This is a genomic window from Citrobacter sp. MNAZ 1397 (assembly GCF_023613995.1).
Taxonomy (GTDB): Bacteria; Pseudomonadota; Gammaproteobacteria; order Enterobacterales; family Enterobacteriaceae; genus Phytobacter; species Phytobacter ursingii.
Genome location: NZ_JAKIVH010000001.1, coordinates 2,308,485 through 2,325,263 on the forward strand (window position 1 = coordinate 2,308,485; position 16,779 = coordinate 2,325,263).

The window sequence follows — 16,779 nt, forward strand, 5'->3', positions numbered from 1 at the left end:
AAAAATCCACTTAAGAAGGTAGGTGTTACATGTCCGAGCTTAATGAAAAGTTAGCCACAGCCTGGGAAGGTTTTGCGAAAGGTGACTGGCAGAAAGAAGTCAACGTACGCGACTTTATCCAGAAAAACTATACCCCTTACGAGGGTGACGAGTCCTTCCTGGCTGGCGCAACCGACGCGACCACCACGCTGTGGGACAAAGTAATGGAAGGCGTTAAACAGGAAAACCGCACTCACGCGCCTGTTGACTTCGACACCTCTGTTGCTTCTACCATCACCTCTCACGATGCTGGCTACATCAACAAAGCGCTTGAGAAAATCGTTGGTCTGCAGACTGAAGCACCGCTGAAACGTGCGATTATCCCGTTCGGTGGTATCAAAATGGTTGAAGGTTCCTGCAAAGCGTACAACCGCGAGCTGGATCCTGCCCTGAAAAAAATCTTCACTGAATACCGCAAAACGCATAACCAGGGCGTTTTTGATGTTTACACCAAAGACATCCTGAACTGCCGTAAATCTGGCGTGCTGACCGGCCTGCCGGATGCCTATGGCCGTGGCCGTATCATCGGTGACTACCGTCGCGTTGCACTGTACGGTATCGACTTCCTGATGAAAGACAAATACGCCCAGTTCCTGTCTCTGCAATCTGACATGGAAAACGGCGTAAACCTGGAAGCGACCATCCGTCTGCGTGAAGAAATCGCTGAACAGCATCGTGCTCTGGGTCAGATCAAAGAGATGGCCGCTAAATACGGTTGCGATATCTCTGGCCCGGCCACTACCGCTCAGGAAGCTATCCAGTGGACTTACTTCGGCTACCTGGCTGCTGTTAAGTCTCAGAACGGCGCAGCAATGTCCTTCGGTCGTACCGCTACCTTCCTCGACGTGTTCATCGAACGCGACCTGAAAGCTGGCAAAATCACCGAGCAAGAAGCGCAGGAAATGGTTGACCACCTGGTCATGAAACTGCGTATGGTCCGCTTCCTGCGTACCCCTGAGTATGATGAACTGTTCTCTGGCGACCCGATTTGGGCAACTGAATCTATCGGCGGTATGGGCGTTGACGGCCGTACGCTGGTGACCAAAAACAGCTTCCGCTTCCTGAACACCCTGTACACCATGGGGCCGTCTCCGGAGCCGAACATCACCATTCTGTGGTCTGAAAAACTGCCACTGAACTTCAAAAAATTCGCTGCGAAAGTCTCCATCGATACCTCTTCTCTGCAGTATGAGAACGATGATCTGATGCGTCCTGACTTCAACAACGATGACTACGCTATCGCTTGCTGCGTAAGCCCGATGGTTGTGGGTAAACAAATGCAGTTCTTCGGTGCTCGCGCTAACCTGGCGAAAACCATGCTGTATGCCATCAACGGCGGCGTTGATGAAAAACTGAAAATGCAGGTTGGTCCTAAATCTGAACCGATCAAAGGCGATGTACTGCACTTCGATGAAGTGATGGACCGCATGGATCACTTCATGGACTGGCTGGCTAAACAGTATGTCACTGCACTGAACGTTATCCACTACATGCATGACAAATACAGCTACGAAGCCTCTCTGATGGCGCTGCATGACCGTGACGTTATTCGCACCATGGCGTGTGGTATCGCAGGTCTGTCCGTTGCTGCTGACTCCCTGTCTGCTATCAAATATGCGAAAGTTAAACCGATTCGTGATGAAGACGGTCTGGCTGTCGACTTCGAAATCGAAGGCGAATACCCGCAGTTCGGTAACAACGATGCACGTGTAGATGACCTGGCGGTTGACCTGGTAGAACGTTTCATGAAGAAAATTCAGAAACTGACTACTTACCGTAACGCTATCCCGACACAGTCTGTTCTGACCATCACGTCTAACGTTGTGTATGGTAAGAAAACCGGTAACACCCCAGACGGTCGTCGCGCAGGCGCGCCGTTCGGACCAGGTGCTAACCCGATGCACGGTCGTGACCAGAAAGGTGCTGTCGCCTCTCTGACCTCCGTTGCTAAACTGCCGTTTGCTTACGCTAAAGATGGTATCTCTTACACCTTCTCTATCGTTCCGAACGCGCTGGGTAAAGACGATGAAGTGCGTAAAACTAACCTTGCGGGTCTGATGGATGGTTACTTCCACCACGAAGCGTCCATCGAAGGTGGTCAGCACCTGAACGTGAACGTGATGAACCGCGAAATGTTGCTCGATGCGATGGAACACCCGGAAAAATATCCGCAGTTGACCATCCGTGTATCTGGCTACGCAGTACGTTTTAACTCCCTGACTAAAGAACAGCAGCAGGACGTTATCACTCGTACTTTCACTCAGACCATGTAATGGGTGTCACCCAATGGATTTCGGGTTACATCAAGGCGGCAATGGCGCGAATCCCGATGAACTTACTCACGTAAGTGATTCGGGTGAGTAAACGAAGCCCACAAAGATGCAGCCTGAAAGACGATGGGTATTGACTGAAATCGCGATTTAAAAAGCGTACAATAAAGGCTCCACGCAAGTGGGGCCTTTTTAACACCCTCTCCAGTCTGCTTTGCCAGATATCTATACTAAAACGATGGATATCAGCCAAAATAGACTTAAACACAGCCGGTGAGCTGTGCATCAATACAGGCCCCGGATGGGCCACATCTGGAGAAAACACCGCAATGTCAGTTATTGGTCGCATCCACTCCTTTGAATCCTGTGGTACCGTTGATGGCCCGGGTATCCGCTTTATTACCTTCTTCCAGGGCTGCCTGATGCGTTGCCTGTATTGCCATAACCGCGATACCTGGGACACCCATGGCGGCAAAGAGATTACCGTCGAAGATCTGATGAAAGATGTCGTGACCTATCGTCACTTTATGAATGCATCCGGTGGCGGTGTGACAGCTTCCGGTGGGGAAGCTATTTTGCAGGCGGAGTTTGTCCGCGACTGGTTCCGAGCCTGCAAAAAAGAGGGTATTCATACCTGTCTCGATACTAACGGCTTTGTTCGCCGTTACGATCCAGTGATTGATGAGTTACTGGAAGTAACTGATCTGGTGATGCTCGATCTCAAACAGATGAACGATGAAATTCATCAGGATCTGGTAGGTGTCTCTAACCACCGTACGCTGGAGTTCGCAAAATATCTCGCGAATAAAAATATTAAGGTCTGGATCCGCTACGTTGTTGTACCAGGCTGGTCTGACGATGACGACTCTGCACACCGCCTCGGTGAATTTACCCGCGATATGGGCAATGTCGAAAAAATCGAACTGCTGCCTTACCACGAGTTGGGTAAACACAAATGGGTGGCGATGGGTGAAGAGTACAAACTGGATGGTGTTCATCCACCGAAGAAAGAGACCATGGAACGCGTAAAAGGCATCCTGGAACAATATGGTCATAAGGTGATGTACTGATTTCAATAATAACGCCCGGTTTTCCCGGGCGTTATTATTTTATTTGAATACACCATTAATCATTGCCGTTACCACGGCAGTGCTCAGCGCCACTAACACTAAATCGTCGCCCACAATACGCCATTCATATCCCGGATAAGAAGGTAACTGCCCCAGCATCGGCGCAGGCACCGTCTTCTTCGCAATACCGGGAGGTAATGCTTTACCGCGCGCAACGTTTTTTGCGATTCCCGGCGGCAAAGAATCATAGCCCGTTAGGCCATAATTCACAGCCAGCGTACGTGCACGGTCGTAGCTGACATTCACTGAAACATCATTACCGTCTTTTTGTTTAGCGGATTTGTGTTGATTATTTGACGAATGATTTCCGTTATCACCATGTGAGCCGGCATTACCATGGTTGCCGCTATTGCCCTGCCCTCCGCCATTACCATTCCCATTACCGGGATTAGCCATAGCAGGTATTGATACGAGGGAACACGCGAGAAAAACAGCCAATGCGGCAGTACTGAAACGACGTAAAGACATCATGATGGAAGCCTTCTTAAAGTGAATCCAGGCGCAGAATATCTGAGGTATTCGACGGGTCACAATAGGGACAACTCCCATAATGGAGGATTTTCATCTGCAAAGAGAAAAAGCCCGCGCATGCAGGCTTAACATCAGGCATGGGCCACTGGCGTTGGATGCTGACCCACTTTGCGCATCAACATCAGCAGATAGATAAATGACACGCTGGCAATCATGATAAACAGCAGGCTATCGGAATAGCTTTGCATCAACATCGCCGTCAGCGTTGGTCCTGAAAGGCTGCCTACCGTATAGCTCAGCAGCAAAGCCTGGTTCATCGCCACCAGTTGGTGGTACTCGACTTTTTCGCAAGCCCATGCCATCGCCACCGGGTAAAGCGTAAAACCAGCCGTCCCCAACACAAATAATGCCGGAGCCATTGCCGCATTGCTCAGCATTGCGAAACAGCCAAGGATCACAACAAAAACCTGAACGCGCAGCACCAGCAGCCGGCCAAAACGATCGGCCAGACGGCCAATTGGCCACTGTCCGATGATACCGGAACTCACCATTAACGCCATCCAGAACCCAATCCCCGCATCACTGATGCCCTTATGGTTCAAATAAAGCGGCATCAACCCATACAAGGAGCCCAGAATGATCCCGGAAATAATGCAACCGTTGACGCCAAGGCGCGCCTGGCGCAAGCGGAACATAGGCCAGATAGCCGTAGTTGCATGAGATTCATCGCGCTGTTCCATAATGCGTGTGAAGAGTAACGGCAAAATCCCCGCCAGTATTAACCCCACAGCCCAGGGCAGTACATGCATCAATTCAGTAGAAAGTTTGCTTACCATCAACTGACCAAGCACCGTGCCCACGTAATAGACCATCATATAGGCCGCCAGTAAGCGGCCACGATTACGGGATGTGCCACTGCACATCAACGCACTTTCCACCACAACCCAAATCATTGCGCAACCGATACCCGCAACGAAACGCCAGCTAAGCCAGCTCCAGAAGCCTACGTTCAACCCCAGTCCAGCGCAGCCAACCGCAAAAATAATGGATGCGATGTAATAGCTGCGGTTAAACCCAAGCCGCTGGATCAAACGACCCGTCAACAGCGTGCCCAGTAAATTGCCAGTAAAATAGGAAGAGCCGACCATACCAACCTGCCAGGTAGGCATATTTTCATGAGCGAGCCAAAGCGGGACGAGCGTATTTAATACTGCAATCGCCAGCGTCAACAACAGCAAGCCACAGAGCAACAAAAGCACTGGGCGGGTATAAGTGGGCATGGATAAAAAACCGTGAGGAAGTTCAAGATTCGTGCGCATCATGCCACTGGTAAAAACATTGTCAATCTGCCACTTTTGGCCGTCGACTGGTTTTACGGCGGGACGATATAGAAAACTAATCCAGCGGACTTTCCGTCAGGTTAAAAGTTTAACTACCTGATTGATTAGAAAGGCTTATGTCTGAAATACGTTGGCAGTGTTCAGTCGAAAAAATTCATGATGATTTTCAGCGAAAAAAGCCTGAAAAGCCGGGACTTCCGCCCCGGCGGTTACAACGTTATCCTGCCACTGCCATACCCACGGTCATGTGCAAGCCGTAAAAGACACCGCGACCAATCATCTCTCCCACCACGACCAGGATAAATGCCAGACTCAGTAGCGGAATCGCAGGGTAGTGGCCTTTGAGCTGCGGCGCAACCCAGCATCCCACAGCCAGGATCAGTGCAACGACGCGCCATGCCATTAATGATCCATAATCCGGCACCAACGCAGAGGCCTGCTGGATAGAACTGTGAATGGAGGCAAGTTCACTGCCCTGCATCAGCACAACAACCGTGCTGGCAACCAGCGCGAGTAAGGTAATCACTGGCAACAGACGCATTGCCCACCCCTCAACCCCCGCCATACGCAGCAATAAATAACCGAGTAGCGGGCCTCCAATAAACAGCGTCAGGAAGAAACTGAGCGGCGTCCAGACAGTATACCAGGTCGGTACCGTATCAATGGTGTTGTATACACGCACCATCATCCAGACAAACAGCACCCCCAGCACTGCCGTCACAATCAGCCACAACTGGCGCCCCCCCTGTGACAGTTTACCCGCCAAGGCCAGCAGCCAGCCGATACCGCCAACAGCAAAAAACAACGACCCCGCGGCGATTTCATTGCTCAACGCCGAAGAGCCGATCCGGTTAAGGGAGTTCAGCGCCCGCATTGGCGTGCCGAGGTGGAGCATTGATGCGATAAAACCAATACCCATGAGTATCCACAGACCAAACATCACGCGAACAATACGTTGCTGCGCCTGAAAATGATCATCGCCTTTCATAAGCGCCACAGCCAGTACAATGAACCCACCCACCACACACTGACCAAGGACAGTGAAGATCATCAGCGGCCATTCATGCCATCCGTTTCCCATCTCACACCTCCAGCGGATTTGCCAGATAGCCGGTGGTATCTCCTGTCGGGCGGCTGTTGGCGTTAGGTTTAATCACAATGCACGGCTTCGTGAAGTGCGACGCCGGGAGCGGGGCGACAGCCGCCAGCTCACCGTGTTTTTTGCGCAGCTCTTCAATCGGGCCGAAATCCAGCGCACGCAGCGGACAGGATTCCACGCAAATGGGTTTATGCCCCTCGGCGACGCGACTGTAGCAGCCGTCGCACTTGGTCATGTGCCCTTTTTCGGCGTTGAACTGCGGCGCGCCGTACGGGCAGGCCATATGGCAGTAACGGCAACCGATGCAGATATCTTCGTCCACCACTACAAAGCCATCTTCGCGTTTGTGCATCGCCCCGCTGGGGCAGACTTTGGTACAGGCCGGATCCTCGCAGTGGTTACAGGCGATGGAGAGGTAATAGGCGAAAACGTTCTGGTGCCAGACGCCGTTATCCTCCTGCCAGTCTCCGCCCGCGTATTCATAAATGCGGCGGAAGCTGACATCCGGGGTTAAGTTCTTGTAATCCTTACACGCCAGCTCACAGGTTTTGCAGCCGGTGCAGCGTGCGGAGTCAATATAAAATCCATATTGCGTAGCCATCTCTTACTCCTTACGCCTTCTCGACCTGAACAAGGTTAGTGTGCGACGGGTTACCTTTCGCCAGCGGCGAAGGACGCTGCGTTGTCAGGACGTTAATGCTACCAGCCTGGTCTATACCTTTCGCATCCGGCGCATACCAGGCCCCTTCACTCAGCGCGACAACACCTGGCATCATGCGCGGTGTGACTTTCGCTTCGATATGAACTTCACCGCGATCGTTAAAAATACGTACGCGGTCACCGTTGTTTATCTCACGTTTGCGCGCATCAATCGGGTTGATCCACATCTCCTGACGACAGGACGCTTTCAATACATCAACGTTGCCATAGGTCGAGTGCGTGCGGGATTTGTAGTGGAAGCCAGTAAGCTGTAAGGGGAATGTTTTATTCAGTGGATCGTTGTAATTCTCGAAGCCTGGGGTATAAATCGGCAACGGGTCGATAACATCTCCCTCCGGCAATTCCCAGGTTGCTGCGATCGTTGCCAGCGCTTCTGAATAGATCTCGATCTTGCCTGACGGAGTGGTCAGCGGGTTGGCCTGAGGATCATCGCGGAACCCTTTGTAAGCAACATAATGCCCATCCGGATCGCGCTGTTTGAACATTCCCTGCTGACGGAACGTATCAAAATCAGGCAAATTCGGGATTGCTTTGCGTGAAAGTGCGTGCAAGTGGCGCATCCACTCTTCCTGCGTGCGACCTTCGGTAAACTGCTGCTCAACGCCAAGACGTTTTGCCAGCCCGGACATCATGTCATAGATGGTTTTACACTCGAAACGAGGCTTGATGACCTGATCATTAAAAATGACGTAAGACATATTGCCGCAGGACGCATCCAGCGCGAAGTCCATCTGCTCAGACGCCGTACAATCTGGCAGCAAAATATCGGCATATTTTGCCGATGACGTCATATGGCAATCAATCACCACAATCAGCTCGCATTTTTTATCATCCTGCAGGATGTCGTGCGTGCGGTTGATATCCGAATGCTGATTGATGAGGCAATTACCGGCATAGTTCCAGATCATCTTAATCGGTACGTCCAGCTTATCTTTGCCGCGTACACCATCGCGCAGCGCCGTCATCTCAGGCCCTCGCTCAATGGCATCCGTCCACAAAAACATGGAAATGCTGGTTTGAACCGGATTGTCCAGTGTCGGCATCCGTTCGAATGGCAGGCCATATGACCCCTCGCGCGCGCCGCTGTTGCCGCCATGGATCCCGACATTGCCCGTCAGGATAGCGAGCATTGAAATCGCGCGGGTCGTCATCTCGCCGTTGGCATGGCGCTGTGGCCCCCATCCCTGGCTGATAAACGCGGGTTTGGTGCTACCGATTTCACGAGCCAGTTGCACAATTCGTTCTGCTGGAATACCGGTAATGGTTGAGGCCCACTCTGGCGTTTTGGCCACCCCATCTTTGCCTTGTCCAAGGATATAGGCTTTGTAATGACCATTAGCAGGCGCACTGGCAGGCAATGTTTTTTCGTCATAACCAACGCAGTACTTATCGAGGAATGGCTGATCAACAAGGTTTTCCGTAATCAGTACCCATGCAATACCGTTTACCAGTGCAGCGTCAGTACCAGGACGAATGGGGATCCACTCATCTTCGCGCCCGGCGCCGGTGTCGGTATACCGCGGATCGACGATGATCATTCGGGCATTCGATTTTGCCCTCGCCTGTTCAAGGTAATAGGTCACCCCACCACCGCTCATGCGTGTTTCGCCAGGGTTGTTACCAAACAGCACGACCAGCTTGCTGTTTTCGATATCTGACGGACTGTTACCCGCCGCCCAGCCACCGTATGTGTAATTGAGCCCCGCAGCAATTTGTGCCGAGGAATAGTCGCCATAATGATTAAGGTAACCGCCACAACAGTTCATCAGGCGTGCCACCAGCGTTTTTCCCGGCGGCCATGAGCGCGTCATTGTCCCGCCGAGCGTGCCAGTACCATAATTCAGATAGATGGATTCGTTGCCGTAGTCTTTAATAAGACGCGTCATATTCTGCGCGATGGTGTCGTAAGCCTCTTCCCAGCTGATTCGCTCGAATTTGCCTTCACCGCGTTTGCCAACGCGCTTCATCGGATATTTCAGACGATCGGGGTTGTAAACACGACGGCGCATTGAGCGGCCACGCAGACAGGCGCGAACCTGATGCAGCCCTTCGTAGTTGTCATCACCGGTGTTGTCAGTTTCTACATATTTAATTTCGCCATCCACAACATGCATGCGCAGCGGGCATCGGCTACCACAGTTGACCGTACATGCACTCCAGATAACTTTTTCACTGGTAGAAGGTGGGGAGATTGCGTCAGCGGCGCTGACGAGTCGGGAAAAAGGTAAAGTGAAGGCGCTTCCTGCCGCCGCGAGCCCGCCAATGGCGGTTGTTCTCATCAGCCCACGTCGACTCACCTCCACACCGAGTAGTGTATCGGGGGTCTTGATTTTCATATGTTCTCACTTTGCTTACAGAATTAAGAATATGAAACCGTTATATAATTACTTATATTGCGCAATTCCATTTTTTTAGCGTTTTATTCTGACCTGGCAAAGTGAGTATTAACCTCATTGATAATAGGCTTATTGTCGAAAATCAAGATGGGCAAAAAAAAAGCGCCCGCAGGCGCTTTTTATAATGTAAGAGCTTAGCCGATGTACTCGAGCCCGCGCATATAAGGACGCAGCACTTCCGGGATCTCAATACGACCGTCAGCTTGCTGGTAGTTTTCCAGCACGGCGACCAGCGTACGACCAACCGCCAGACCGGACCCGTTCAGCGTGTGTACCAGTCGGGTTTTCTTATCGGATTTGCTACGGCAACGAGCCTGCATGCGGCGTGCCTGGAAGTCCCAGACGTTGGAGCAGGAGGAGATTTCGCGATAGGTATTTTGCGCCGGCACCCACACTTCCAGATCGAAGGTTTTGCACGCACCAAAGCCCATGTCACCCGTACACAGTGCAACACGGCGGTATGGCAGGCCGAGCAGCTCAAGGACTTTTTCTGCGTGACCGGTCATCTCTTCCAGGGCAGCCATAGAATCTTCCGGGCGAACAATCTGAACCATTTCGACTTTGTCGAACTGATGCATACGGATCAAACCACGCGTATCACGACCATAAGAACCCGCTTCGGAACGGAAGCACGGTGAATGCGCTGTGAGCTTAATCGGCAAGTCATCTTCGTCGATGATTTCATCACGAACGAGGTTGGTCAGCGGCACTTCTGCGGTCGGAATCAGTGCATAGTTACTGCTGTCAGCTTCTTCTTCCAGTGGACGCGTATGGAACAGATCGCCCGCAAACTTCGGCAACTGGCCCGTACCGTACAGCGTATCCTGGTTAACCAGATAGGGAACGTAGGTTTCGCTGTAGCCGTGCTGTTCGGTATGCAGATCGATCATAAACTGCGCCAGCGCACGGTGCAGATGAGCTATCTGACCTTTCATCACGACAAAACGGGCACCGGTCAGTTTAACCGCTGCAGCAAAATCAAGACCGGCGTGCATCTCGCCGAGCGAAACATGGTCACGAATTTCAAAGTCGAACTGACGCGGCGTACCCCAACGTTTCACTTCAACGTTGTCGTTTTCATCTTTACCCACCGGAACGCTATCGTCCGGAATGTTTGGGATCGCCAGCGCGATATCACGGATTTCCGCCTGCAGCGTTTCCAGCTCGGCTTTTGCCGCATCCAGCTCTTCACCCAGTTTGTTCACTTCCAGGCGTAATGGCTCAATGTCTTCCCCGCGCGCTTTCGCCTGGCCGATGGATTTCGATCGCGAGTTACGCTCTGCCTGCAGGTTTTCAGTGTTTACCTGCAAAACTTTGCGACGTTCTTCAAGAGCGCGCAATTTATCTACATCCAGCTTAAAGCCCCGGCGTGCCAGTTTTTCTGCGACTGCGTCTGGCTCGGTACGCAGCAGATTGGGATCGAGCATGCTTATCCTGTGCTTATCGAATTGAAAAATGAGAAAGCGACCGCAGCCTGCGGCCACAGAGATACACCGACAACATTACCGCAACGCCACTCTCAGCGATAGCGTTTTGTGGGGCTTTTATGATCCTGTTCAGCGAGCCAGGCGAGCTTTTCGCCAATCTTGCCTTCAAGGCCTCTGTTTGTCGGATGATAATAGCGTGTTTGTGCTAACTCTTCGGGGAAATATGACTCGCCAGCCGCATAGGCATTGGGTTCGTCATGGGCGTAGCGGTATTCCTGACCATATCCCATCTCTTTCATCAGTTTGGTCGGCGCATTACGTAAATGGACGGGAACATCATAATCCGGACGCTCACGTGCGTCAGCCATGGCGGCTTTAAAGGCGGTATAGACCGCATTACTTTTCGGGGCGCACGCCAGGTAAACGATCGCCTGCGCAATGGCCCGCTCACCCTCAGCAGGCCCCACACGCGTGAAACAATCCCAGGCCGAAATGGCAACCTGCATCGCACGCGGATCGGCATTGCCAACATCCTCAGATGCAATGGCCAGACAGCGGCGCGCCACATACAGCGGATCACCGCCAGCGGTAATAATACGTGCATACCAGTACAACGCCGCATCCGGCGCGCTACCGCGCACCGACTTATGCAGTGCAGAGATTAAATCGTAGAAACGGTCGCCTTTGTTATCAAAACGCGCGCTACGCTCGCCCGCAATCTCCGTCAGGAGCGATGGCTGCAGGACGCGCTTACCAGAATCATCCAGCTCGGCCATGTCTGCCATCATTTCCAGCGTATTGAGCGCACGGCGCGCGTCGCCGTTGACCAGTTCCGCAATCGCGCGACGGGTTTCATCCGGCAGAGAGATATCCTGACCGCCATAGCCCCGCGCCTTATCTTCCATCGCTTGCGTTAATACTTGCTCAATATCTTCTGTAGTCAGGGATTTCAGCAGATAAACACGCGCACGGGAGAGCAAAGCGGAATTGAGTTCAAATGAGGGGTTTTCGGTGGTAGCGCCAATGAAAGTGATCGTGCCGTCTTCAATATGGGGTAAAAAGGCATCCTGCTGGCTTTTGTTAAAGCGATGGACTTCATCAACAAACAGGATCGTGCGACGCCCCGCATTGCGGTTTTGCCGTGCACGTTCAATAGCTTCGCGGATCTCTTTCACACCTGACGTGACCGCAGAAATGCGTTCAACATCTGCACTGGCATAGCGTGCAATGACCTCTGCCAGCGTCGTTTTTCCCGTTCCGGGCGGCCCCCATAAAATCATCGAATGCAGATGGCCGGCTTCAATCGCCCGAGGTAGGGGTTTACCCGGCGCCAGCAAATGTTGCTGACCTATATATTGCGCCAAATTTTCTGGCCGCATACGCGCGGCCAGTGGTTGAAACGCATTGTCGGAAAAATCGAGCGACAGATTGCTCACGCACGCCTCTTACTTACGTTGATCGTCGACCGTCACGCCTTTGGGTGGAGTAAAGGTAAACTTAGTCGCATCTACCGAGCCATTTTGCTGGGCTTTTAGCTGGTAGCTGCTTTTCTGGTCGTCCTGCTCAATCGCGCTGAACTGATGGATGGTGCCATCGCGGTCAACGTTGATGGTGAACTGTTTGAGGTTGCCATTGCTGCTTTTTGGTGTCAGGACAAAATCATCGCCGTTCTGCTGAATATTGTACTGCTGCCAGTCGCTACTCTGGTTACGCGCAATCAGCATAAAGGGGGTGTTGCTGGTGGCATCTTTCAGCCAGGTTGCCGTGGCCTGCTCAACAAACGGGTTGTAGAACCACAATGTTTTGCCATCGGAAACAAGGACACTTTCATCGGGTTGCGTCATATGCCAGTTGAACAGATTTGGACGCTTGACCCACAAATCGCCCTGACCTTCCTGCACCGCCGCACCGCTTCCATCCGTCACTTTTTGGGTAAAGCTTGCGTGGAAACTGCTCACTTTGTCCAGACGGCTTTTCAGATCGCCGGAAGCATCCGCCCACACGCTGCTCACCATAAAGCTGCCAAGTAACGCACAGGTTATCGCGATTTTTTTCATTGTTTTTCCTCAAAAACGTCGCTCCCGATACGGGAGAACACTTCTGTCACTGTAAAAGCTCATCGCCACAAGTGACAGAAGAAAATACTGAATTTTTACGGCTTTACCGATCTTTGCAATCACTCAAACGGCGGGGGTGCTAACACCTCACGGTTGCCATTATGCCCCTGCTCGCTGACGATGCCCTGCGCTTCCATTTGCTCGATAATGCGGGCCGCGCGGTTATAACCGATACGGAACTGACGCTGCACGCCAGAGATTGAGGCTTTGCGTTTTTCGGTGACGAAATTAACCGCCTGATCGAATAACGGATCCAGCTCTTCTCCACCGTCAAAGCCACCGCCTGCGCCCCCTTCGCTTTCGCTATCAGAGGTAATACCGTCAATATATTGCGGGCGACCGCGTGCTTTCCAGTCCTGCACCACGGCATGCACTTCCTGATCACGCACAAACGCACCATGAACACGTACCGGCATTGTCGAGTTTGGCCCTGAGTAAAGCATGTCCCCCATGCCCAACAGCGATTCAGCCCCGCCCTGGTCAAGGATAGTTCGGGAGTCGATTTTGCTCGACACGGTAAAAGCAATACGGGTCGGGATATTGGCTTTAATCAGACCGGTGATGACGTCAACAGAGGGACGCTGTGTCGCCAGCACCAGGTGAATACCCGCGGCACGCGCTTTCTGCGCCAGGCGAGCGATCAGTTCCTCCACCTTTTTACCCACGGTCATCATCAGGTCAGCAAACTCATCTACCAGCACAACGATATACGGCAGTTTTTCCAGCACCGGATGTTCAATCGCCATGCTGTCACCCGGTTTCCAGTATGGATCGGGGATCGGGCGCCCCATTTTCGCCGCCTCGGCAATTTTTTCGTTATAACCCGCCAGATTACGCACGCCAAGCGCCGACATCAGTTTATAGCGGCGCTCCATCTCATTAACACTCCAGCGCAATGCGTTGGCGGCGTCTTTCATGTCGGTGACCACCTCCGTCAGCAAATGCGGAATCCCTTCGTACACCGAAAGTTCCAGCATTTTCGGGTCGATCATGATGAATTTCACGTCTTCCGGCTGTGCTTTATAAAGCATGCTGAGGATCATAGCGTTAACCCCAACGGATTTACCGGAACCCGTGGTCCCCGCGACTAACAGATGCGGCATCTTGGCCAGATCAGCAATCACCGGCTCACCGCCGATATCGTTGCCCAGCACGACAGTCAAGGGCGACGGGCTTTCGCGGAATTTCACACAGTCCAGCACTTCACGCAGATAGACGGTCTGACGCTTTTTGTTTGGCAACTCCAGACCAACATAAGGTTTACCTGGAATCACTTCGACAACACGAACCGCCGCAGTCGACAGTGAACGCGCAAGGTCACGCGAAAGATTAGAAATTCGCGCGGCCTTAACACCCGGCGCCAGGTTCAGCTCGAAACGTGTAATAACCGGACCCGGAGAGTAATTCACTACGTCTGCTTTGATACGGAAATCGGCCAGCCGCGCTTCTACCAGACGGGCCATCTGCTCCAGCGCAAAGGTGTCAACCGGCTCGACCTCAGCCGGAGGCGGCGTCAGGAGATCCAGGGAAGGCAGCAGCGTTGTCGGTTTGGGCAATGGGCGGCTGTCACCGTTACGCATCAACAGCGGATGAATAAGGCTTTCCTGCGGCGCAGGCGCTTGCGGTCTGGCAGTGGCAGGTTGCGCATGTACAGGTGCGGAAGGCTGTGCAGAATAATTTGCAGCGGGCTGCTGTGTTGGTGGTTCAGCCTCAGGCATCACGCCTGGCGTAAACAAGGGCTCACCTGGGCCATCATCCACCAGCGCTTTAAACGGCGAAAACGCAAAATCATCGGCCGCAAAGGCATGCGCACCTTTGGGCTGCTCACCGGCATAGCGCTGCTGCTGGCTGGCGGCAAACTGACGCGCCAGTTCAGCCTGTTCGGCCTCACTTTCATCAAGGATGGGGGCTGTCGTATCGTGCTGATACTCATCACCATAACGGTTCTGCTGACTGGTCGCGAACTGTTGTGCCAGCTCATGCTGATGCAACATATCCGCATCGTCATCATCCAGCGCACCATGTTGCTGGCGCTCGGCTTCACGCGCGCGCTCTTCCGCCATGCGCTGTGATGGCAGTTTGATGCCATAGGAAGCCAGTTCACGCCGGGTAGGTACGCGGACGCGATTCGGGCGCGGCAATTGTGGGCCAATGCCCTCTTTTACCTGTGGGCGGGCAGCACCACCATCCGCCAGGCTGAATACCGGGGCAGTAGCCATTGCCGCTGCGGCATCTTTTGCTCCCGCTGCAACAGGGGTCGCTGCTGGCATGACCCTGGATTCAACGGGCGTTGTCGGCGCGGCAGGAACAGAGGTCATCGCTGGTGGGGCTGAGCGTGTCGGTTCTTCTACCGGTTCCGGGATCGGCTGATACCAGGCGGCAAGCTGCTCACGCTCACGCGCACGCTGGGCTTCAACCTCTTCAAAATAGTAAAGCGGCGGGCGCGTCTGCTTCACCTCTTCGACCGCCTGAGGCTCAACCGCTGGCGCTGGCACGGGCTCTTCGTAAGCGGGTTCTTCGTATGGACGCTCCTGCCATGCTTGATATGCCTGCGGCTGAGGCGCAACCGGCGGTGCTTCTGGCTGCCACTCATTGTTCTGTGCTGGCGCAGCATAGTGTGAAAGTGGAACCTGTTCTGGCTCGGGCTCATATTGCGCCGCAGAGTCGGCGGGAGCGGGCTGCCATGGTGTGGTTTCTACCGGAGGCTGCACCACCGGAGCGGCTGGCGCAGCATACGCCTGTGCCGCTGTCATGGCTGCCGCGGCGGCCGAAACAGGTTCGGTTGCGCGTTGTCCGCTTAAAAGCGGATCGTAAGCATCGATATCAGGCTCAGTGGCGCGATGGCCTGAAAACAGGACATCATCAACATCTGCTGCGACACCGCGTGCGCTATAGGCAATGTCCTCTTCATCATCATCCATCCTTTTTCCGGAGAATAATGCCGCGTCGGTTTTACGCCCCATTGGATTGGCGAATTTCTCCGCGACGCGCTTACGGCGGGCCAGTGCACCACGCAGAATTCGGGCACGACGCGATTCGCGCGGGGCCGCGGGTTCGTCGTCGTATTCCTCTTCTTCTTCGTATTCTTCTTCATCAACCCAGGTATCGTCACGGCGCGTGCGATTACTGGCAAAAGTGAGAATACCGAGGATTATGCCGCCCAGTTTTTCAGCAATAGTCACCCAGGACCAGCCCGTAAACAGCGTTAGTCCGGCCGCCCAGACGCACAATAAGGCGATGGTGCCCCCACTGCTATGCAGTAGCGGTTGCAACGTCGTGCTCAGCAAACTACCGATGACGCCGCCAGAGGCGAAATACCAGATGTCGTCAGCATTGATGGCCGCAAGGCCGCAAGAGGTCAGGATCAGCGCCAGCGCGCCAATAAGACGTAACGAAACGGCGAAATAATCGATAAAGTCTTCATTGGCACGGTGTCGATAAGCAAACCAGCAACCACCGATAATAATGACCGGCAGGGTGTAAGCCATAACGCCAAAAATGAAGAATAAGGTATCCGCAAGCCACGCACCCGGCGCGCCACCCAGATTATGTATGGGTTCATGCCATGCGGTTTGCGACCAACTGGGATCGGAAGGATTAAAACTAATGAGCGCCGCCATTAACCAGACGGCAAACAGAGAAACGAGGATCAGCAACGCCTCAAGGAGTCGACGCCCGCTGCTTAGCTTGGTTAGTGTGACTTCTTTGTCTTCTGTGTATTCCTGGCTCAAGTAAGGCTCTCCAGCTAAAACGGACAACAGCGCCGGGTA

General features: G+C 53.2%; 11 protein-coding genes. 2 read left to right on the top strand and 9 right to left on the bottom strand.

What is annotated here, in order from left to right:
- The first annotated feature begins 29 nt into the window (after positions 1 to 29).
- Positions 30 to 2,312, top strand: a complete 2,283-nt coding sequence (pflB, locus tag L2097_RS10850) for a formate C-acetyltransferase (protein WP_047371058.1) — start codon at positions 30 to 32, stop codon at positions 2,310 to 2,312.
- A gap of 326 nt (positions 2,313 to 2,638) precedes the next feature.
- The gene (gene pflA / locus L2097_RS10855) at positions 2,639 to 3,379 is read left to right on the top strand and encodes a pyruvate formate lyase 1-activating protein (protein ID WP_039078540.1); all 741 of its coding nucleotides are present in this window, start codon (positions 2,639 to 2,641) and stop codon (positions 3,377 to 3,379) included.
- Between the two features lie 39 nt (positions 3,380 to 3,418).
- On the opposite strand, the gene L2097_RS10860 is transcribed toward pflA, so the two are convergent.
- The 9 genes from L2097_RS10860 to L2097_RS10900 all read right to left on the bottom strand — a co-directional run bounded on the left by L2097_RS10860 (position 3,419) and on the right by L2097_RS10900 (position 16,740).
- The gene (locus tag L2097_RS10860; RefSeq protein WP_047373335.1) at positions 3,419 to 3,907 is read right to left on the bottom strand and encodes an anti-virulence regulator CigR family protein; all 489 of its coding nucleotides are present in this window, start codon (positions 3,905 to 3,907) and stop codon (positions 3,419 to 3,421) included.
- A gap of 134 nt (positions 3,908 to 4,041) precedes the next feature.
- On the bottom strand, positions 4,042 to 5,190 hold the full coding sequence (locus L2097_RS10865; protein WP_047371059.1) for an MFS transporter: 1,149 nt from the start codon (positions 5,188 to 5,190) through the stop codon (positions 4,042 to 4,044).
- 277 nt (positions 5,191 to 5,467) lie between these two features.
- A complete protein-coding gene (locus L2097_RS10870) occupies positions 5,468 to 6,331 on the bottom strand; it encodes a dimethyl sulfoxide reductase anchor subunit family protein (RefSeq protein ID WP_250352822.1) in 864 nt (287 codons plus the stop codon).
- 1 nt (position 6,332) lies between these two features.
- A complete protein-coding gene (locus L2097_RS10875) occupies positions 6,333 to 6,950 on the bottom strand; it encodes a DMSO/selenate family reductase complex B subunit (protein ID WP_047371061.1) in 618 nt (205 codons plus the stop codon).
- A gap of 10 nt (positions 6,951 to 6,960) precedes the next feature.
- Positions 6,961 to 9,405 (bottom strand): dimethylsulfoxide reductase subunit A, encoded by a 2,445-nt coding sequence (dmsA, locus tag L2097_RS10880; protein ID WP_250352823.1) that lies wholly within the window; start codon positions 9,403 to 9,405, stop codon positions 6,961 to 6,963.
- A gap of 194 nt (positions 9,406 to 9,599) precedes the next feature.
- Positions 9,600 to 10,892, bottom strand: coding sequence for a serine--tRNA ligase (serS, locus tag L2097_RS10885; RefSeq protein WP_047371063.1), 1,293 nt, complete (start codon positions 10,890 to 10,892; stop codon positions 9,600 to 9,602).
- Positions 10,893 to 10,984: 92 nt separating this feature from the next.
- Positions 10,985 to 12,328 (bottom strand): replication-associated recombination protein RarA, encoded by a 1,344-nt coding sequence (gene rarA, locus L2097_RS10890; protein WP_142519098.1) that lies wholly within the window; start codon positions 12,326 to 12,328, stop codon positions 10,985 to 10,987.
- A gap of 9 nt (positions 12,329 to 12,337) precedes the next feature.
- Entirely contained in the window at positions 12,338 to 12,949 is a 612-nt protein-coding gene (lolA, locus tag L2097_RS10895; protein ID WP_085006010.1) for an outer membrane lipoprotein periplasmic chaperone LolA, read from the bottom strand.
- A gap of 119 nt (positions 12,950 to 13,068) precedes the next feature.
- The gene (locus L2097_RS10900) at positions 13,069 to 16,740 is read right to left on the bottom strand and encodes a DNA translocase FtsK 4TM domain-containing protein (protein WP_250352824.1); all 3,672 of its coding nucleotides are present in this window, start codon (positions 16,738 to 16,740) and stop codon (positions 13,069 to 13,071) included.
- Positions 16,741 to 16,779 lie beyond the last annotated feature (39 nt).

Excerpts from the sequence above, each read along its gene's own strand:
- dmsA (WP_250352823.1), bottom strand. The coding sequence starts at position 9,405 with ATGAAAATCAAGACCCCCGATACACTACTCGGTGTGGAGGTGAGTCGA.
- L2097_RS10870 (WP_250352822.1), bottom strand. The coding sequence starts at position 6,331 with ATGGGAAACGGATGGCATGAATGGCCGCTGATGATCTTCACTGTCCTT.
- L2097_RS10865 (WP_047371059.1), bottom strand. The coding sequence starts at position 5,190 with ATGCCCACTTATACCCGCCCAGTGCTTTTGTTGCTCTGTGGCTTGCTG.
- pflA (WP_039078540.1), top strand. The coding sequence starts at position 2,639 with ATGTCAGTTATTGGTCGCATCCACTCCTTTGAATCCTGTGGTACCGTT.
- pflB (WP_047371058.1), top strand. The coding sequence starts at position 30 with ATGTCCGAGCTTAATGAAAAGTTAGCCACAGCCTGGGAAGGTTTTGCG.
- lolA (WP_085006010.1), bottom strand. The coding sequence starts at position 12,949 with ATGAAAAAAATCGCGATAACCTGTGCGTTACTTGGCAGCTTTATGGTG.
- L2097_RS10875 (WP_047371061.1), bottom strand. The coding sequence starts at position 6,950 with ATGGCTACGCAATATGGATTTTATATTGACTCCGCACGCTGCACCGGC.
- serS (WP_047371063.1), bottom strand. The coding sequence starts at position 10,892 with ATGCTCGATCCCAATCTGCTGCGTACCGAGCCAGACGCAGTCGCAGAA.
- L2097_RS10860 (WP_047373335.1), bottom strand. The coding sequence starts at position 3,907 with ATGTCTTTACGTCGTTTCAGTACTGCCGCATTGGCTGTTTTTCTCGCG.